The sequence below is a fragment of the Kitasatospora sp. NPDC002551 genome (genome assembly GCF_040296005.1).
Classification (GTDB): domain Bacteria; phylum Actinomycetota; class Actinomycetes; order Streptomycetales; family Streptomycetaceae; genus Kitasatospora.
Genome location: NZ_JBEOWI010000048.1, coordinates 25,765 through 44,728 on the forward strand (window position 1 = coordinate 25,765; position 18,964 = coordinate 44,728).

Genomic DNA, 18,964 nt, shown 5'->3' on the forward strand with positions numbered 1-18,964 from the left:
AGGCAGCGGCGCCCGCCGCCGTCCGGAGGACCCCGGACGGCGGCGGGCGGCCGGAGCCGACCAACTGTGTTTGCCTACATCATCCGCAGGATCCTCGCGGCCGTGGTGCTGCTACTGGTCGTCAGCGCGGTCACCTTCGCGATCTTCTTCCTGCTCCCGCGCCTCGCCGGACAGACGGCCGACCAGCTGGCCACCCAGTACATCGGGAAGAACCCCTCCCCGGACGCGATCAAGGCGGTCAAGCAGAACCTCGGCCTCGACCAGCCGCTGTACACGCAGTACTGGAACTTCCTCAAGGCGCTGGTCAGCGGCGCCGAGTACAAGTTCGGCCCCGAGCCGGCCACCTGCCACGTGCCCTGCTTCGGCTACTCCTTCAAGAACCACCTGGAGGTCTGGCCCGAGCTGACCAAGCGCATCCCGGTGACCATCTCGCTGGCCATCGGCGCCGCCGTGATCTGGCTGACCTCCGGCGTCACCACCGGTGTGATCTCGGCCCTCAAGCCGCGCTCGATCTTCGACCGGCTCTCCATGGGCATCGCGCTCGCCGGCGTCTCGCTGCCGGTCTTCTTCACCGGCGCGCTGCTGCTCACGGTGTTCAGCTACGAGTGGCCGATCCTGGACAACCTCCAGTACGTCAACTTCACCGACAACCCGGTGATGTGGGCCCGCAACCTGATCCTGCCGTGGATCTCGCTGGCCTTCCTCTACTCCGCGCTCTACGCCCGGCTCACCCGCGCCGGAATGCTGGAGACGATGAGCGAGGACTACATCCGCACCGCCCGGGCCAAGGGCCTGGCCGAGTCCAAGGTCGTCACCCGGCACGGACTGCGGGCCGCGCTCACCCCGATCGTCACCATCTTCGGCATGGACCTCGGCCTGCTGCTCGGCGGCGCGCTGATCACCGAGCAGGTCTTCTCGCTGCAGGGCGTCGGCCAGTTCGCCGTCCAGGCGATCTCCGACAACGACCTGCCGAAGATCCTCGGCGTCACCCTGCTCGCCGCCTTCTTCATCGTCCTCTGCAACCTCGTGGTTGACCTCCTGTACGCCGCTGTCGACCCCCGGGTGAGGCTGTCGTGACCGAGCTCCAGAAGACCCCGGCCCGCGCGGCCGCCCTGGGCGGCCAGGACGCCTTCCTCTCCGTGCGGGACCTGCGGATCCACTTCGACACCGACGACGGCCTGGTCCGTTCCGTCGACGGGGTCAGCTTCGACCTCGCCAAGGGCCGCACCCTGGGCATCGTCGGCGAGTCCGGTTCCGGCAAGTCCGTCACCTCGCTCGGCATCATGGGCCTGCACCGCTCCAAGCGGGCCCGGATCAGCGGCGAGATCCGGCTCGACGGCGAGGACCTGATCGCGGCCGGGCCGGACCGGGTGCGCGAACTGCGCGGCCGGCAGATGGCGATGATCTTCCAGGACCCGCTCACCGCGATGCACCCCTACTACACGGTGGGGCAGCAGATCGTCGAGGCCTACCGGGTGCACCACCCGCAGGCGAACAAGAAGCAGGCCCGCGCCCGCGCCGTCGAGATGCTCGACCGGGTCGGCATCCCGCAGCCCGACCGCCGGGTCGACGACTACCCGCACCAGTTCTCCGGCGGCATGCGCCAGCGCGCCATGATCGCCATGGCGCTGGTCAACGACCCCTCCCTGCTGATCGCCGACGAGCCCACCACCGCCCTGGACGTCACCGTCCAGGCGCAGATCCTGGACCTCATCCGGGACCTCCAGGAGGAGTTCGGCTCGGCCGTCATCATCATCACCCACGACCTCGGGGTGGTCGCCGAACTCGCCGACGACATCCTGGTGATGTACGGCGGCAAGTGCGTCGAGCGCGGCCCGGCCGAGACCCTCTTCGACGCGCCCGAGCACCCCTACACCTGGGGCCTGCTGGGCTCGATGCCGCGCCTGGACCGCGAGCTGCAGGACCGCCTCGTCCCGGTCAAGGGCACCCCGCCCAGCCTGATCAACGTGCCGTCCGGCTGCGCCTTCCACCCGCGCTGCCCCTACGCCGCGCTGACCGGCGGGCGCTCGGCCGAGGAGACCCCGAAGCTCACCGAGGTCACGCCCGGACACCACGCAGCCTGTCACCTCGCGCTCGCCGAGCGGCACCGCATCTTCGCCGAAGAGATCGCGCCCCGGCTGTGAGCCCGGCCTCGTACCACCATTCTGGAGAGAACCGATGACGGACACCCGGGCGGCGAGCCCCGAACCTCTGAAGAAGGTGCCCGCGCCGGCGCCCGCCTCCGACCGCGAGCCGCTGCTCAAGGTGACCGGGCTGACCCGGCACTTCCCCATCCACAGCGGCCTGCTGCGGCGCCAGACCGGCGCCGTCCGGGCGGTCGACGGCATCGACTTCGCCGTCCACGCCGGCGAGACCCTGGGCGTCGTCGGCGAGTCCGGCTGCGGCAAGTCGACGATGGGCCGGCTGGTCACCCGCCTCGACGAACCCACCGGCGGCACGGTCGAGTTCGAGGGCACCGACATCACCCACCTGGGCACCGGGGCGATGCGGCCGCTGCGCCGCGACATCCAGATGATCTTCCAGGACCCGTACTCCTCGCTGAACCCCCGGCACACCGTCGGCACCATCGTCGGCGCGCCGTTCAAGCTGCAGAAGGCGGAGCCCGCGGGCGGGATCAAGAAGGCCGTCCAGGAGCTGCTGGAGCTGTGCGGGCTCAGCCCCGAGCACTACAACCGCTACCCGCACGAGTTCTCCGGTGGCCAGCGCCAGCGCATCGGCATCGCCCGGGCGCTCGCCCTGCGGCCCAAGATGATCGTCGCGGACGAGCCGGTCTCCGCGCTCGACGTCTCCATCCAGGCCCAGGTGGTCAACCTGCTCGACGACCTCCAGAAGGAGCTCGGGCTGACCTACCTGATCATCGCGCACGACCTCTCGGTGGTCCGGCACGTCTCCGACCGGGTCGCGGTGATGTACCTCGGCAAGATCGTCGAGATCGCCGACCGGGACTCGCTCTACCGCAGCCCGATGCACCCGTACACCACCGCGCTGATGTCCGCGGTGCCGGTGCCCGACCCGCGCCGGCGCCAGCGCGCCGGGCGCGAGCGGATCCTGCTCAAGGGCGACGTGCCCTCGCCGATCAACCCGCCCAGCGGCTGCCGCTTCCGCACCCGCTGCTGGAAGGCCCAGGAGATCTGCGCGAGCCAGGAGCCGCCGCTCGCCGCCGCCTCGGCGGGGCACCAGGTCGCGTGCCACTTCCCCGAGGGCAACGAGGGCAACGAGGGCAACGACTAGCACGGCCCGGAGGACGCCGTCGCGGGAGAGGAGACGCTCGCCACCGCGTGACCGCTGGACCGGAGGGGAGGCTCGGCCGGGTCACACTGGTGCGGTGACCTCGCAGATCTTCCCCTCCGACGTGCAGCAGTCGCTGGACCTCGTCGGCATCTTCGTCTTCGCCCTCTCCGGGGGGCTGCTCGCCGTCCGCAAGAACATGGACATCTTCGGCATCTGTGTGCTCGCCGAGGTCACCGCGCTCGGCGGCGGTGTGATGCGCGACCTCGTCATCGGGGCCACCCCGGTCGCCGCCTTCACCAACCTGGGCTACTTCGTCACCCCGATGGTCGCCGCCCTGGTCGTCTTCTTCCTGCACCCCGAGGTCGAACGGATCAACCGCGCCGTGCAGACCCTCGACGCCCTCGGCCTCGGCCTGTTCTGCGTCACCGGCACCGCCAAGGCCCACGACTTCGGCCTCGGCGCCGTCGCCGCCGTCGCCCTCGGCATGGTCACCGCCGCCGGCGGCGGCGTCATGCGCGACGTCCTGGCCGGCGAGATCCCCTCGCTGCTGCGCTGGGACCGCGAGATCTACGCCGTGCCCGCCCTGGTCGGCGCCGCGCTGGTGGCGCTCCTGATCGCCCTCGACAGCCTCACCGCCGCCACCGGCACCGCCGCCGCCCTGACCGCCTTCGGCCTGCGGATGTGCGCCCTCAGGTACGGCTGGCGCGCACCGCGGGCCTGGCACCGCAACGGTTCTCGCACCAGCGAGGAGTAGGCGAGCCGCCGTACGCGAGCGAGATCGCCTCCGCCGTGCAGAGCAGCTCCGGCACCAGCTTCACCAGCTCGGCCGGCGACACCCGGTCCGCCGGCGCCGAGATCGCGCACGCCGCGACCGTCCGCCGGTCGCTGCCCGCCACCGGCGCCGCCACCGAGATCACCGCCTCCGGGTGCTCGGCCGACTCCGCCGCCCAGCCCCGCCGGCGCACCGCCGCCAGCTCGGCCGGCAGCTCCTCCTCCGCCCGGCCGTCCTGCGGCAGCCCGGCCAGCAGCACCCGGCCGATCGCCGTCCCGGCCGCCGCCGCCCGCCGCCCGATCCGGGTCGGCCGGCGCGCCGCGGCGCTCCACCGCCCGGTCAGCTCGTCCAGGTAGAGCACCTCGTCGTCCTGCAGCACCGCCAGCTGCACCGTGCAGCCGCAGCGCTCGTGCAGCGAGGCCAGGTACGGCGCGGCGACCTGCCGGACGTCGATCTCCTGCAGGGCCTGCTGCGCCAGCGACAGCACCCGGCCGCCCAGCCGGTAGCGGCGGTCGGACAGCCGGTGGACGAACCCGTGCTCCTCCAGCGTGCGCAGCAGGCGCAGCGCGGTGGACTTGTGCACGCCGATCGAGCCGGCGGCCCGCTCCAGGGTGACCGGGCCGTCGCCGAGCGAGCCGAGCAGGGTCAGCGCGCGATCGACCGACTGTGACATTCCGCCCCCCAACTCGTGGTTCCGGCCGCGTGGTGGTGGCCGTCAGGCTAACCGCTCGCGGGCGGCACGCCGTACCGGGGTTGCCCGGACGGGCAGCGGGCCGGTGCACCGCGTCCGCTGGCCGGATCACGTGCGGGCGCTGGCCGGATCGGTTCGGTGCGGTGGACCGCGTCCGTCCGTGCCGGTGGGGTGCGGCCCGGGGGACCTCTACAATCGGATGGTTATGCCATACCTGGACCATGCGGCGACCACGCCGATGCTGCCCGAGGCGATCGCCGCGATGACGGCGCACCTGGGGGTCGTCGGCAACGCCTCCTCCCTGCACGCGTCCGGCCGCCGGGCCCGGCGCGTGGTCGAGGAGGCCCGCGAGTCGCTGGCCGAGTCGCTCGGCGCCCGGCCCAGCGAGATCGTCCTCACCGGCGGCGGCACCGAGTCCGACAACCTGGCCGTCAAGGGCCTGTACTGGGCCCGCCGCGGCGCCGACCCTGCGCGCACCCGGGTGCTGTGCAGCCCGGTCGAGCACCACGCGGTGCTGGACGCGGTGCACTGGCTGGCCGAGCACGAGGGCGCCACCGTCGACTACCTGCCGGTGGACGCGTTCGGCCGGGTCCACCCGGCGGCGCTGCGCGAGGCGATCGAGCGCGACCCGGCCTCGGTCGCGCTGGTCACCGTGATGTGGGCGAACAACGAGGTCGGCACCGTCCAGCCGGTCACCGAACTCGCCGCCGTGGCCGCCGAGTACGGCATCCCGGTGCACGCCGACGCGGTGCAGGCGCTCGGCCAGGTCCCGGTCTCCTTCGCCGACTCCGGGCTGACCGCGCTCACCGTCACCGGCCACAAGATCGGCGGCCCGTTCGGCATCGGCGCGCTGCTGCTGTCGCGCGGCGCGACGCCCGTCCCGCTGCTGCACGGCGGCGGCCAGGAGCGCGACGTCCGCTCCGGCACCCTGGACGCCCCCGGCGCGGCCGGCTTCGCCGCGGCGGCGGCCGTCGCCGTCGAGCGGCGGGCCGAGCACGCCGTCACGCTGGGCGCGCTGCGCGACGAGCTGGTCGCGGCGGTGCTCGCCGGCGTCCCGGACGCGGTGCTCAACGGCGACCCGGCGGGGGAGGGGCGGCTGCCCGCCAACGCGCACTTCTCCTTCCCCGGCTGCGAGGGCGACGCGCTGCTGATGCTGCTCGACGCCAGGGGCATCGAGTGCTCCACCGGCTCGGCCTGCTCGGCCGGCGTCCCGCAGCCCAGCCACGTGCTGCTGGCGATGGGCGTCGACCCGCTGCTGGCCCGCGCGTCGCTGCGCTTCTCGCTCGGCCACACCTCCGTCCGGGCCGACGTCACCGCCCTCGCCGAGGCCATCGCCCCGGCCGTGCAGCGGGCCCGCAACGCGGGTCTGGCGGCCGTCCGGCGCTGAGCGCGGGCCGCGGGGAAACCCCGGCGGAATGCCGGGCGGCACCACGTACGCTTGGACGCATCATGACTGACTTCCCGGGTGCCCCGACCGCTCCGTCCGCCACTGGCCGCCTGCGCGTGCTCGCGGCGATGTCCGGCGGGGTGGACTCCGCCGTCGCCGCCGCCCGCGCCGTCGAAGCCGGGCACGAGGTGACCGGCGTGCACCTGGCGCTGTCGAGCAACCCGCAGTCCTTCCGGACCGGCGCGCGCGGCTGCTGCACCCTGGAGGACTCCCGGGACGCGCGCCGCGCGGCCGACGTGATCGGCATCCCGTTCTACGTCTGGGACCTCGCCGAGCGCTTCCGCGAGGACGTCATCGACGACTTCGTCGCCGAGTACGCGGCCGGCCGCACGCCCAACCCGTGCCTGCGCTGCAACGAGAAGATCAAGTTCGCCGCCCTGCTGGACAAGGCGATCGCCCTCGGCTTCGACGCCGTCTGCACCGGCCACTACGCCCGGATCGTCGACCTGCCGGACGGCTCGCGCGAGCTGCACCGCGCGGTGGACGCGGCCAAGGACCAGTCCTACGTGCTCGGCGTGCTGGACGCCGAGCAGCTCGCCCACTCGCTGTTCCCGCTGGGCGACACCACCAAGGACGTGATCCGCGAGGAGGCCGGGCGGCGCGGCCTGGCCGTCGCCAGGAAGCCGGACTCGCACGACATCTGCTTCATCGCGGACGGCGACACCCAGGGGTTCCTGGCCCGGCACCTGGGCACCGCGACCGGCGACATCCTGGACGTCGACGGCACCAAGCTCGGCGAGCACGACGGCGCGTACGGCTTCACCATCGGCCAGCGCAAGGGCCTGCGGATCGGCCGCCCGGCCCCCGACGGCAAGCCGCGGTACGTGCTGGACATCTCCCCGGTGAACAACACCGTCACCGTCGGCCCGGTCGAGGGCCTGGACGTCACCGGCCTCACCGCCATCCGCCCCCGCTGGTGCGGCACCGAGCCGCTGGCCGACGGCCGCTACACCGCCCAGCTCCGCGCGCACGGCGAGGAGGTCCCCGTCTCCGCCGCCGTCGTCGACGGCACCCTCCACGTCACCCTCGACACCCCCGCCCGCGGCATCGCCCCCGGCCAGGCCGTCGTCCTCTACGACGGCCCCCGCGTCGTCGGCTCCGCCACCATCGCCACCACCCACCGCCCCGCCGTCACCGCCTGACCGCAGCGGGCGGTGTGAAAGGCCCGGAGGGGGCGGCACGAGCTGCTACGGGCAGCACCGCGGCACTCGTGCCCTACGAGGACCGGCCCCCGGCGGACGACGATGCCGTCCGCCGAGGGCCCGGGTGCTACGGGTTGAGGACGATCGAGTTGAAGTCGGTCAGGTTCACGTTGATGGCGACGCCCGCCGGGATGGTCGGGCCCGTGCAGTTGGTGCCGTCGTAGCCGTAGCACAGGGTGGCGGTCGCGCCGCCGGTCTGGTTGTTGGTGACCCAGTGGAAGTTGAGCTCGTTGACGAAGTTGTGCGCTCCGTAGGTGTAGTAGCCGGAGGTCACCGTGCCGGCGGTGGGCTCCTGCCCCTCGGCGTAGACGCAGACCCAGCCGTCGTCACAGCCGAGCCAGCTGCCCGTCGTGGCCGCCTCGGCGGTGCCGGCGGTGCCCAGCAGGCCGACGGCGAGGGTGGCGGTGGCGGCGGCGGTCCCGAGCATGGCCTTGAAACGCTTCATCATGCGGTCCTTTCAAGTCGGCAGGACATGATGTGTCTATGACAAGTAAGCGGGAGGACTGGACCAATTGGGTAGTGGGCGAATCGGCCATCGTGATAGACCGGTTCCCACTATGAATATCTGCGTCTTCTGCTCCGCGTACTCGCTCGACGACCGCTACTCCGTGCCCGCCGCCGAGTTCGCCCGGCTCCTCGGGGAGGGTGGGCACACGCTGGTGTGGGGCGGATCGAACACCGGGCTGATGGGCGAGCTGGCGGACGGGGTCAAGGCGGCCGGGGGCCGGCTGGTCGGGATCTCCGTCGAGTTCCTGCGGCACAAGGGGTACGAGGGGGCCGACGAGCTGGTCGTCACCGCCGACCTCGCGGAGCGCAAGGCGATGCTGCTCTCGCGCGCGGACGCGGTGGTCGTACTGGTCGGCGGGCTGGGCACGCTGGACGAGGTCACCGAGGTGCTGGAGCTCAAGAAGCACGCGCTGCACGACAAGCCGGTCGTCGTGCTGGACACCGAGGGGTTCTACGCGGGCCTGCGCACCCAGATGGAGCGGATGGAGACGGAGGGCTTCCTCCCGCGCCCGCTCGCCGAGCTGATCACCTTCGCCGACACCCCGGCCCGGGTCTTCGAGCAGCTGAAGGCCTGAGAGGATCGGGACCATGGCCACTCATCTGATCACCGGCGCCGGCTCCGGCATCGGCGCCGTCCTCGCCGAACGTCTCGCCGCGCGCGGCGACGAACTCTGGCTGCTCGCCCGCGACGCCCGCCGCGCCGCCGAGCTGCGCGAGCGGTTCCCCGGCGCGAGGACCCTGGTCGGCGACCTCGGCGACCCGGCGAAGCTCTCCTGGGCCTTCGGGCACCAGGCGCTGCCGGTCGAGCTGGACTCCCTGCTGCACGTGGCCGGCGTGGTCGAGCTGGGCCCGGTCGGCGAGCTGCCGGTCAAGGCCTGGCAGGACACCCTGAACGTCAACCTGGTCGCCCCCGCCGAGCTGACCCGGCTGCTGCTGCCCTCGGTGCGGCTGGTGAAGGGGCACGTGGTGTTCGTGAACTCCGGCGCCGGGCTGCGCGCGAGCGCCGACTGGTCGGCGTACGCGGCCAGCAAGCACGGGCTGAAGGCGCTCGCGGACTCGCTGCGGCTGGAGGAGCACGGCAACGGCGTGCGGGTCACCTCGGTGTACCCGGGCCGCACCGCCACCGCGATGCAGGTCAAGGTCCACCAGCAGGAGGGCAAGCAGTACGACGCCGGGCAGTGGATCGAGCCCGAGTCGGTGGCCAAGGCCGTCCTGGCGGCGCTGGACGCCTCCCGGGACGCGGAGATCACCGACATCACGGTCCGCCCGGGACGCTGAGCGAGGAGGGGCGGCGCGCGCACTAGGCTCGGGCGGGTGAGCAACGGACACCTTTTCCCCGACCTGGTCGGCGCCGCCACCGGCGTCGGCTCGCTGCCCGGCACCGACGCCCGGGAGGCCGCCAAGACGTCCACCGGTGCGCTGGAGCACCTGCCGTTCCTCCCGGAGCTGCCCGCCCGCGGGCCGGGCGCCGACATGATCGGGCGTTCCGCCGGCCTGCTGGTCGAGCTGTTCGCGCAGACCGAGCCGAGCGGCTGGCGGTTCACCGACCGCCCCGGCCGGGACACCCGGCGCGCCCACTCCTGGCTCGGCGAGGACCTCGACGCGCTGGAGGAGTTCACCCAGGACTACCGGGGCGCGCTGAAGGTGCAGGCGGTCGGCCCGTGGACGCTGGCCGCGTCCGTCGAGCTCAAGCACGGCGAGAAGGCGCTCGCCGACCCCGGCGCCTGCCGGGACATCGCCGGCTCGCTCACCGAGGGCCTGCGCCGCCACCTCGCCGACGTCCGCAAGCGGGTGCCCGGCGCCGAGGTGGTGCTGCAGCTGGACGAGCCCTCGCTGCCCGCCGTGCTGGCCGGCGAGGTGAAGACCGCCAGCGGCTTCCAGCGGCTGCGCGCCGTGGACCGGCAGGTGGCGGAGGAGACGCTGCGCGAGGTGATCCGCGGGCTCGACGCGCCCGTCGTGGTGCACAGTTGCGCCCCCCGGGTGCCGCTGGCGCTGCTGCGCCGGGCCGGGGTGGCGGGTGTCTCGCTGGACTTCTCGCTGCTGACCGAGCGTGAGGACGACGACCTCGGCGAGGCGGTCGAGGCGGGCCTCGTGATCCTCGCCGGCGTCGTTCCCCCCACGGACAGCGCCCCTGCTCAATCAAGGGCACTGTCGGACCCGGCCGGTAGTGTCCAGGGTGTCAGGACGTTGTGGCGCAGGCTCGGGTTCGCCCCGGAGCTGCTGGGCCGCCGCGTGCTGGTGACGCCCACCTGCGGGCTGGCCGGGGCCTCCCCGGCCCATGCGCGCAAGGCGCTGTCACTCAGCGTGAGGGCGGGCCAGAGCCTGGTGGACAACCCGGAATGAGAGATTGACGGAGGAGCTTGCGGTGGTGGCTGTCGAGGGCTGGGAGGACGTCCCCGCGGAGGTGCGCAAGCGGCACGCGGAGCTGGCGGCCGAGATCACCGACCACCGGGCCCGCTACTACGAGCAGGACGCGCCGGTCGTCAGCGACGCCGAGTTCGACGCGCTGATGCGCGAGCTGGAGGGGCTGGAGGCCGAGCACCCCGCGCTGGTCACCCCGGAGTCCCCCTCGCAGAAGGTCGGCGGCGCGCCGACCCCGCTGTTCGCCCCGGTCGAGCACCGCGAGCGCCTGCTCAGCCTGGACAACGCGATGGACGACGAGGAGCTGGCCGCCTGGGCCGAGCGGGTCGCCACCGAGCTGGCCGGCATCGAGTACCACTACCTGTGCGAGCTCAAGGTGGACGGCCTGGCCGTCAACCTCACCTACGAGAACGGCCAGTTGGTGCAGGCGGCGACCCGCGGCGACGGCCGGGTCGGCGAGGACATCACCGCCAACGTCCGCACCATCAAGGAGATCCCGCACCGGCTCAAGGGCGACGACGTCCCGGAGCTGGTGGAGATCCGCGGCGAGGTCTACTTCCCGACCGAGGCCTTCGAGGCGCTCAACGCCTCCTTCTCGGAGGAGAACGAGCGCCGCCGGGTGGAGAACGAGGAGCGCGCCAAGGAGGGCAAGCGGCCCCGGGCGATGATCCGGCTCTTCATGAACCCGCGCAACGCCGCCGCCGGCTCGCTGCGCCAGAAGGACCCGCACGTCACCGCCTCCCGCCCGCTGCACATGGTGGTGCACGGCATCGGCGCGCGCTCCGGCTTCGACATCGACAACCAGTCGCACGCCTACGACCTGCTGCGCGAGTGGGGGCTGCCCACCGCCCGGCACAACAGGGTGGTCGGCACGCTGGACGAGGTGCGGGCGTTCATCGAGCACTTCGGCGAGCAGCGGCACTCGGTCGAGCACGAGATCGACGGCGTGGTCGTCAAGGTGGACGAGATCGCCCTGCAGGGCCGGCTCGGCTCCACCTCGAAGTCCCCGCGCTGGGCGGTCGCCTGGAAGTACCCGCCGGAGGAGGTCACCGGCAGGCTGGCCGCGATCAAGGTCGGCATCGGCCGCACCGGCCGGGCCACCCCGTACGCGGTGCTCGCCGAGCCGGTGAAGGTGGCCGGCTCGATGGTGCAGTACGCGACGCTGCACAACCAGGAGGTCGTCAAGGCCAAGGACGTCCTGCTCGGCGACACCGTGGTGCTGCGCAAGGCCGGCGACGTGATCCCGGAGATCCTCGGCCCGGTGTACGACCTGCGCGACGGCACCGAGCAGGCCTTCGTGATGCCCTCGCACTGCCCCGAGTGCGGCAGCGAACTGCGGGCGATGGCGGAGGGGGACATCGACCTGCGCTGTCCCAACGCGCAGTTCTGTCCGGCCCAGATCCGCGAGCGGATCGCCTTCCTCGGCGGCCGTTCGGCGCTGGACATCGAGGGCCTCGGCTACGTCGCGGCGACCGCGCTGACCCAGCCGCTGGAGCCGGCCGAGGCACCGGTGGGCAACGAGGGCGACATCTTCGGCCTCACCGTCGAGCAACTGCTCCCGATCAAGGTGCTGGTGCGCGACCAGAAGACCGGCATGCCGAAGCTCGACGACGAGACCGGCGAGGAGAAGGAGGTGTTCTTCTTCGCCACCACCACCGGTGCGCCGAAGAAGAACACCGGGCTGATGCTGGAGAACATCGAGAAGGCCAAGGACCGCCCGCTCTGGCGCTTCCTCAACGGCCTCTCCATCCGGCACGTCGGCCCGGTGGCCGCCCAGGACCTCGCCCGCGAGTTCCGCGACCTGGACGCGATCTTCGCGGCGAGCGAGGAGCGGCTGGCCGCCACCGAGGGCGTCGGCGCGGGCACCGCGCGGTCGATCATCGAGTGGTACCAGGTGGACTGGCACCGGGAGATCGTCGAGAAGTGGCGCGCCGCCGGCGTCCGCTTCACCGAGGAGGCGGCCGAGGACGAGGGCGAGCGTCCGCTGGAGGGGCTGACGGTCGTCGTCACCGGCACGCTGGCCGGGCACACCCGGGACGGCGCCAAGGAGGCGCTGACCTCGCGGGGTGCGAAGGTGACCGGTTCGGTGTCGAAGAAGACCCACTTCGTGGTCGCCGGTGACAACCCCGGGTCCAAGTACGACAAGGCCGTCCAGCTGGGGCTGCCGGTCCTCGACGACGCGGGCTTCGCGATCCTGCTGGAGCAGGGACCGGCCGCCGCCCGGGTCCACCTGGGGCTGCCGCCGGAGCCGGAGGAGGAGCCGGTGAAGAAGGCGCCCGCGCGCAAGAAGGCCGCCGCCGGGAAGGCCGCGGAGGGGGAGGCTCCCGTGACGGAGCCCGCCGAGGAGCCCGCCGCCGGAACGGCCCCCGAGGAGCCCGCCGAGGACTGACCCGCGCGCGGAAGCCCCGAATCCGGCTTGTTATCGTCCTGATGCAACGTCACCGGGTGCCGCACAGTGGTACCGGGCATCGTGCCACGGTGCGGTACCGGGGCACGGTGGCGTCCGTCCGGTTGTCCGAAAGTCTGCCCGTCGGGTGAAGCCGCGCATACCCTGGAGCGCAACAGAGTGTCAGCAGGGGTGGGGGTACCGGCCGAGCCGGACTTCGCGGGGCCGCTCCATGCCCGGCAGGCTGCCGGTACCGGTACGGTGCCTCACCGCTAGGCGGCCTGACGGGGCGGGCCCGACGGAGGACAGGGCTTATGGATCGTACGACCGGCGGCGCGCCCACTCGCCCGCCGCAGGGGGTGGCGGGGGCCGTCCTGCTGCTCGGCGTGCTGCTGGCCGGCGCGGCGCCGCTCATCCCGCTGGCCGTGCTGGTCTACCGCTACGAGGCGGAACTGCTGCCGCTGTTCGCGGTGCCGCTGGCCGTCCTGGTCGCCGCCTGGCGGATCGCCCGGGACCGGGCGCGCGACCAGCTCACCGACCCGCTGACCGACCTGCCCAACCGCCAGGCGTTACTCCTCGCCGCCCAGGAGTCGATCGCCGAGCACTCCGAGGGGTACAGCGTCGGTCTGATCCTGCTCGACCTCGACCGCTTCCGGTCGCTCAACGACACCCTCGGCCATACCGCCGGCGACCGGCTGCTCGTCCACATCGCCCGCCGGCTGCACCGCGCCCTGCGCTCCGGCGGGGCCGCGGGCAGCGCCACCCGCGAGTCCATCGACGACGTCTTCGCCGGCCTGCCCCGGCACTACCGAGGCCGCCCGATGGTGGCCCGGATGGGCGGCGACGAGTTCGCCGTCCTGCTGCCCGGCATCGGCTGCCCGGACTCGCTGGAGAAGGTGGCCAAGGCGCTGATCGCCGAACTGGCCGCGCCGATCCGGCTCGACGGCCTGCTGCTCGTCCTGGAGGCCAGCGCGGGCGTCTGCGTCTTCCCCCAGCACGCCCAGGACGCCGAGTCGCTGCTGCGCCGCGCCGACGTCGCGATGGGTCACGCGCAGCGCGGCCGCACCTCGGTCGAGCAGTACGACGAGGCGCAGGACGCCGACACCCCGTACCGGATCGGCCTGCTGGGCGACCTGCGGCGGGCCCTGGAGACCGGCGAGGTGCAGCTGCACTACCAGCCCAAGGTCGCCTTCGACGGCCGGGTGGTCGGGCTGGAGGCGCTGCTGCGCTGGGAGCGCCCCGGCCAGGGCCGGGTCTCGCCGGACGAGTTCGTCGGCCTCGCCGAGTCCAGCGGGCTGATGCCCCGGCTGACCGACTACGTACTGGAGGCCGCCGTCGGCCAGCTCGCCCACTGGCGCGAGCAGGGCCTGCAGGTGCAGGTCGCGGTGAACGTCTCGCCGCGCGACGTGCTCAACCCCGGCTTCGCCCAGCGGGTCGCCGGCCACCTCGTGCGCCACCAGGTGCCGGCCCACGCGCTCCAGCTGGAGATCACCGAGCGGCTGCTGCTGGACGACTCCCGGCGGGCCGCCGACACCCTCGCCGAGCTGCGCGGCTACGGGGTCGGGATGTCCCTGGACGACTTCGGGACCGGTCATTCCTCGCTGGTACGGCTGCGCAGCCTGCCGGTGGGCGAGCTGAAGATCGACCGCTCCTTCGTCTCCCGGATGGTCGCCGACGACCACGACGCGGCGGTGGTCCGCTGCTCGGTCGAGCTGGCGCACTCGCTCGGCCTGACCGTGGTCGCCGAGGGCGTCGAGGACGACGAGACCTGGGAGCGGCTGAACTGCATGGGCGTGGACGCGGTGCAGGGCTGGCTGGTCTCCGCCGCGCTGCCGGCCGAGCAGGCCACCGCCTGGCTGCGGGTGCACCGCACCGGCGCCCCGCCGGTGGAGCGGCTCGCCGCCACCGCCGACCGGCTGCCGCCGGTGATCAAGCCCGCCCTGCCGCCGGTGGTCCAGGCGGTGCAGGCCGCCGCGCTGGAGATCCAGGCGTCCCCGCAGCAGAGTTGGGCGCCGACCCGCCCGCAGTAGGACGGCCGCGGGCCGCCGCGGACCGGGCCGTGCGGCGGGGGTGACCCCGGGCCGCCGCTGGTCGTTGGCCGGTGGCCGGGCCGCGCCCCATAGGATGGGGACCACAGACCACGAGGACGGGAGTGCCGGACCGGCCGCTCCCGGCCCGGGCCCGGTGCCGCCGGAAGGCGGAGCCGGGCCTCACCAGAACTCACCCTGAGGATCGCTGCATGCCTGGCATCACGCGCGAGGAGGTCGCCCACCTCGCTCGGCTGTCGCGTCTTGAGTTGCAGGCCGAAGAGCTGGACCACTTCGCCGAGCAGCTCGACGTGATCATCGGCGCGGTCGCCCGCGTTTCCGAGGTCGCCGGACAGGACGTCCCGCCCACCTCCCACCCGCTGCCGCTGACCAACGTCATGCGCGCGGACGAGGTCCGGCCGTCGCTCACCCCGGAGCAGGCGCTGGCCGGCGCCCCGGCCGCCGAGGAGCAGCGTTTCCGTGTGCCGCAGATCCTCGGGGAGGACTGACCGAGATGACCGACCTGATCCGTTACACCGCCGCCGAGACGGCCACCGCCATCGCGAAGGGCGAGGTCTCCGCCGTCGAGGTCGCGCAGGCGCACCTGGACCGCATCGAGGCCGTCGACCAGAAGGTCAACGCCTTCCTGCACGTCGACACCGAGGGCGCGCTGAGCGCGGCCCGGGCCGTCGACGAGAAGCGCGCCAAGGGCGAGGAGCTGGGCCCGCTGGCCGGTGTCCCGCTGGCGCTCAAGGACGTCTTCACCACCAAGGGCGTGCCGACCACCTGCGGCTCGAAGATCCTTGAGGGCTGGATCCCGCCGTACGACGCCACCCTGACCTCGCGGCTCAAGGACGCCGGCGTCGTCATCCTCGGCAAGACCAACATGGACGAGTTCGCGATGGGCTCCTCCACCGAGAACTCCGCCTACGGCACCACCGGCAACCCGTGGGACCTCTCCCGGATCCCCGGCGGCTCCGGCGGCGGCTCGGCGGCCGCGCTGGCCGCCTTCGAGGCCCCGCTGGCGATCGGCACCGACACCGGCGGCTCGATCCGCCAGCCCGGCGCCGTCACCGGCACCGTCGGCGTGAAGCCGACCTACGGCTCGGTCTCCCGCTACGGCCTGGTGGCCTTCTCCAGCAGCCTGGACCAGGGCGGCCCGTGCGCCCGCACCGTGCTGGACGCGGCGCTGCTGCACGAGGCCATCGCCGGCCACGACCCGCTGGACTCCACCTCGATCGACGCGCCGGTCCCGGCCGTGGTCGAGGCCGCCCGGATGCGCGACATCCGCGGCATGCGGATCGGCGTGGTCAAGGAGTTCGCCGGCGAGGGTTACCAGGCCGGCGTGATGCAGCGCTTCAACGAGTCGGTGGAGCTGCTGCGCGAGCTGGGCGCCGAGGTCGTCGAGGTCTCCTGCCCGTCGTTCACCCTGGCGCTGCCCGCGTACTACCTGATCGCGCCCAGCGAGGCCTCGTCCAACCTGGCCCGCTTCGACGCGATGCGCTACGGCCTGCGGGTCGGCGACGACGGCACCCGCTCCGCCGAGGAGGTCACCGCGCTGACCCGTGAGGCCGGCTTCGGCCCCGAGGTCAAGCGCCGCATCATCCTGGGCACCTACGCGCTCTCCTCGGGCTACTACGACGCCTACTACGGCTCGGCCCAGAAGGTGCGCACGCTGATCTCCCGCGACTTCGACGCCGCCTTCGCCGGCGTGGACGTCCTGGTGTCGCCGACCACCCCGACCACCGCCTTCGCGATCGGCGAGCGCGCCGACGACCCGATGGCGATGTATCTGGCCGACCTCTGCACGATTCCGTCCAACCTGGCGGGCAACGCGGCCATGTCGCTGCCGTGCGGCCTGGCCCCGGAGGACAATCTCCCGGTCGGCCTGCAGATCATCGCACCCGCGATGGCGGACGACCGCCTGTACCGCGTGGGCGGCGCCGTCGAGGCCGCGCTCAACGACAAGTGGGGGCACACCCTGCTGGAGGAGGCACCGGCACTGTGAGCAAGATCGACAAGGCGAAGGCCCAGTCCACTTCTTTGAAGGGGTGGAAGCACTCCAAGCCCGGGCTCTGGCTGTCCATCGGGACCAGCGCGTTCGGCGCGATCTCCATCGTCAAGGACGTCCGCAAGGCCCGCGACGAGAGCGACACCCTCAAGCTGGTCAACGCCCTGGTCGGCGCCGCCGCCCTGGTCACCGGCACCGCCCTGCTGGTGCGCGAGCTGCGCCGCCTCGGCGACGACGACGTCCTGCTGGGCTGACCCAGCCTGTGGGGCCCCGGCCTGTACCCGCCGTACGAAGGGGTACGGGCCGGGCCCGCACCACCGAAGACTTTTTGAGTGAAGGGGACGCTGTGAGCGTCAAGAACCTGGTCTCCTACGAGGACGCTCTCGCGTCGTACGACCCGGTGATGGGCCTGGAGGTCCACGTCGAGCTGGGTACCAAGACCAAGATGTTCTGCGGTTGTTCGACCGAGCTGGGTGCCGAGCCGAACAGCCAGGTCTGCCCGACCTGCCTGGGGCTGCCGGGCTCGCTGCCGGTGGTCAACGCGGTGGGCGTGGAGTCGGCCGTCAAGATCGGCCTGGCACTGAACTGCGAGATCGCCGAGTGGTGCCGGTTCGCGCGGAAGAACTACTTCTACCCGGACATGCCGAAGAACTTCCAGACCTCGCAGTACGACGAGCCGATCGCCTTCAACGGCTACCTCGACGTGCAGCTGGAGGACGGCTCGACCTTCCGCGTGGAGATCGAGCGCGCCCACATGGAGGAGGACACCGGCAAGTCCAGCCACGTCGGCGGCGCCACCGGCCGCATCCACGGCGCGACCCACTCGCTGCTGGACTACAACCGGGCCGGCATCCCGCTGATCGAGATCGTCACCAAGCCGATCACCGGCGCCGGCGAGCGGGCCCCCGAGGTCGCCCGCGCGTACGTCGCCGAGCTGCGCGAGCTGATCCGTTCGCTGGGCGTCTCCGAGGCCCGGATGGACAAGGGTCAGATGCGCTGCGACGTCAACCTGTCGCTGCGCCCGAACGGCACCGAGACCTTCGGCACCCGCTCGGAGACCAAGAACGTCAACTCGCTGCGCAGCGTCGAGCGGGCCGCCCGGTTCGAGATCCAGCGGCACGCCACGGTGCTGACCGACGGCGGCACGATCGTCCAGGAGACCCGGCACTTCCACGAGGACGACGGCAGCACCACCAGCGGCCGGATCAAGGACAACGCCGAGGACTACCGGTACTTCCCGGAGCCGGACCTGGTCCCGGTCGCGCCGTCCCGCGCGTGGGTCGAGGAGCTGCGCGCCGCGCTGCCCGAGCTGCCGCGGGTGCGCCGGGCCCGGCTGCAGGCCGAGTGGGGCCTGTCGGACAAGGACATGCAGGCGGTGCTGAACGCCGGCGCCGTCGAGCCGATCCAGGAGACCATCGCCGCCGGCGCCCCGGCCGACCAGGCCCGCAAGTGGTGGATGGGCGAGCTGGCCCGCCGCGCCAACGAGACCGGCACCGAGCTGACCGAGCAGCCGATCACCCCGGCGCAGGTCGCCCGGGTCACCGCGCTGGTCGCCGAGGGCAAGCTGAACGACAAGCTGGCCCGCCAGGTCATCGAGGGCGTGCTGGCCGGCGAGGGCGAGCCGGACGAGATCGTCGAGAAGCGCGGCCTGGCCGTCGTCTCGGACGACTCCGCGCTGGGCGCCGCCGTCGACCAGGCCATCGCCGAGAACGAGGCGATCGCGGCCAAGATCCGCGACGGCAAGGTCGCGGCCGTCGGCGCGCTGGTCGGCGCGGTCATGAAGGCCACCCGCGGCCAGGCCGACGCGGCCCGCGTGAAGGATCTGATCCTGGAGAAGCTGGGCGTCTCCGCCTGAATTTCCAAGGCGTCTAAGGCGATCTAAGGCCTACTTAGTCGTCTGAGGCCCGGTCTCACCCTTGATAAGGGGTGGGATCGGGCCTTCGTCGTTCCCGGGCCCGGGTGCCTAAGGTCCACCGGCCCGGGAAGATCCGGCAGGCTGCCGATGCCGCCCACCCCCCTGGGAGAGGAGTCTCTACTCAGAACGAGAGAGACACCGAAACCCACGAGGGGAACCACCGTGATCGAGTACGAGCTCATCAAGCAGCAGGGACGGGAACTCCAGGCCCAGGCCGAGCACCAGCGCCTGGTCCGCGCGGCGAGGACCGCCAAGCGCACCGGATGGCGCCCCGACGTGGGCCTGCGCACCCAGCGCCGCGCCGTGCGTCCCGGCGAATGCTGACGGACCGGCACCACGGTGCCGTGCGGGGAACGGAGGGGGAGGCGCGACGGGGGAGCGCCTCCCCCTCCG

Annotated in this window: 17 protein-coding genes and 1 pseudogene; 16 read left to right on the plus strand and 2 right to left on the minus strand. The window is 72.7% G+C overall.

All coding sequences use genetic code 11. The features are described from left to right. The first annotated feature begins 66 nt into the window (after positions 1-66). The 4 genes from ABT093_RS31110 (at position 67) to ABT093_RS31125 (ending at position 4,006) form a co-directional block, all read left to right on the plus strand. Positions 67-1,077 (plus strand): ABC transporter permease, encoded by a 1,011-nt coding sequence (locus ABT093_RS31110; protein ID WP_350570121.1) that lies wholly within the window; start codon positions 67-69, stop codon positions 1,075-1,077. Then, on the plus strand, positions 1,074-2,144 hold the full coding sequence (locus tag ABT093_RS31115) for an ABC transporter ATP-binding protein (RefSeq protein WP_350570123.1): 1,071 nt from the start codon (positions 1,074-1,076) through the stop codon (positions 2,142-2,144). Before ABT093_RS31110 ends, ABT093_RS31115 begins: the two co-directional genes overlap by 4 nt. A gap of 34 nt (positions 2,145-2,178) precedes the next feature. Then, on the plus strand, positions 2,179-3,252 hold the full coding sequence (locus tag ABT093_RS31120) for an ABC transporter ATP-binding protein (RefSeq protein WP_350570124.1): 1,074 nt from the start codon (positions 2,179-2,181) through the stop codon (positions 3,250-3,252). A 94-nt stretch (positions 3,253-3,346) separates the two neighbouring features. Continuing rightward, positions 3,347-4,006: a trimeric intracellular cation channel family protein gene (locus ABT093_RS31125; protein ID WP_350570125.1), complete on the plus strand. Its 660-nt coding sequence runs from the start codon at positions 3,347-3,349 to the stop codon at positions 4,004-4,006. Here ABT093_RS31125 and ABT093_RS31130 read toward each other — a convergent pair. Beyond that, on the minus strand, positions 3,942-4,697 hold the full coding sequence (locus ABT093_RS31130; RefSeq protein WP_350570126.1) for an IclR family transcriptional regulator: 756 nt from the start codon (positions 4,695-4,697) through the stop codon (positions 3,942-3,944). The two genes, ABT093_RS31125 and ABT093_RS31130, sit on opposite strands and share 65 nt — an antisense overlap. 223 nt (positions 4,698-4,920) lie before the next feature. Between ABT093_RS31130 and ABT093_RS31135 the strand changes: the two genes are divergently transcribed. Together ABT093_RS31135 and mnmA are read left to right on the plus strand one after the other, a co-directional pair. Beyond that, positions 4,921-6,102, plus strand: a complete 1,182-nt coding sequence (locus tag ABT093_RS31135) for a cysteine desulfurase family protein (RefSeq protein ID WP_350570128.1) — start codon at positions 4,921-4,923, stop codon at positions 6,100-6,102. Positions 6,103-6,164: 62 nt separating this feature from the next. Next, positions 6,165-7,304 carry a tRNA 2-thiouridine(34) synthase MnmA gene (mnmA, locus tag ABT093_RS31140; RefSeq protein WP_350570130.1) on the plus strand — a complete coding sequence of 380 codons (1,140 nt, stop codon included), beginning with the start codon at positions 6,165-6,167 and terminating at the stop codon, positions 7,302-7,304. Between the two features lie 127 nt (positions 7,305-7,431). Here mnmA and ABT093_RS31145 read toward each other — a convergent pair whose 3' ends face one another. Continuing rightward, entirely contained in the window at positions 7,432-7,812 is a 381-nt protein-coding gene (locus tag ABT093_RS31145) for a hypothetical protein (protein ID WP_350570132.1), read from the minus strand. A 109-nt stretch (positions 7,813-7,921) separates the two neighbouring features. On the opposite strand from ABT093_RS31145, the gene ABT093_RS31150 reads away from it, so the two are divergent. The 10 genes and pseudogenes from ABT093_RS31150 (at position 7,922) to ABT093_RS31195 (ending at position 18,895) form a co-directional block, all read left to right on the plus strand. Further along, on the plus strand, positions 7,922-8,446 hold the full coding sequence (locus ABT093_RS31150; RefSeq protein WP_350570134.1) for an LOG family protein: 525 nt from the start codon (positions 7,922-7,924) through the stop codon (positions 8,444-8,446). A 13-nt stretch (positions 8,447-8,459) separates the two neighbouring features. Continuing rightward, entirely contained in the window at positions 8,460-9,149 is a 690-nt protein-coding gene (locus tag ABT093_RS31155) for an SDR family oxidoreductase (RefSeq protein ID WP_350570135.1), read from the plus strand. 36 nt (positions 9,150-9,185) lie between these two features. Further along, positions 9,186-10,214 (plus strand): methionine synthase, encoded by a 1,029-nt coding sequence (locus ABT093_RS31160; protein WP_350570137.1) that lies wholly within the window; start codon positions 9,186-9,188, stop codon positions 10,212-10,214. 25 nt (positions 10,215-10,239) lie between these two features. Then, positions 10,240-12,621 carry an NAD-dependent DNA ligase LigA gene (ligA, locus tag ABT093_RS31165; protein WP_350570163.1) on the plus strand — a complete coding sequence of 794 codons (2,382 nt, stop codon included), beginning with the start codon at positions 10,240-10,242 and terminating at the stop codon, positions 12,619-12,621. Positions 12,622-12,995: 374 nt separating this feature from the next. Beyond that, a pseudogene (locus tag ABT093_RS31170) lies at positions 12,996-14,648 on the plus strand (putative bifunctional diguanylate cyclase/phosphodiesterase); the annotation flags it as partial. Positions 14,649-14,857: 209 nt separating this feature from the next. Continuing rightward, positions 14,858-15,154 carry an Asp-tRNA(Asn)/Glu-tRNA(Gln) amidotransferase subunit GatC gene (gatC, locus tag ABT093_RS31175; protein ID WP_035845952.1) on the plus strand — a complete coding sequence of 99 codons (297 nt, stop codon included), beginning with the start codon at positions 14,858-14,860 and terminating at the stop codon, positions 15,152-15,154. A gap of 5 nt (positions 15,155-15,159) precedes the next feature. Next, positions 15,160-16,653 carry an Asp-tRNA(Asn)/Glu-tRNA(Gln) amidotransferase subunit GatA gene (gene gatA / locus ABT093_RS31180; RefSeq protein ID WP_350570141.1) on the plus strand — a complete coding sequence of 498 codons (1,494 nt, stop codon included), beginning with the start codon at positions 15,160-15,162 and terminating at the stop codon, positions 16,651-16,653. Then, positions 16,650-16,910 (plus strand): hypothetical protein, encoded by a 261-nt coding sequence (locus ABT093_RS31185; RefSeq protein ID WP_350570143.1) that lies wholly within the window; start codon positions 16,650-16,652, stop codon positions 16,908-16,910. The genes gatA and ABT093_RS31185 overlap by 4 nt, the downstream gene beginning before the upstream one ends. 92 nt (positions 16,911-17,002) lie before the next feature. Then, entirely contained in the window at positions 17,003-18,511 is a 1,509-nt protein-coding gene (gatB, locus tag ABT093_RS31190; protein ID WP_350570145.1) for an Asp-tRNA(Asn)/Glu-tRNA(Gln) amidotransferase subunit GatB, read from the plus strand. 222 nt (positions 18,512-18,733) lie between these two features. Further along, entirely contained in the window at positions 18,734-18,895 is a 162-nt protein-coding gene (locus ABT093_RS31195) for a hypothetical protein (RefSeq protein WP_350570147.1), read from the plus strand. The last annotated feature ends 69 nt before the right edge of the window (positions 18,896-18,964 follow it).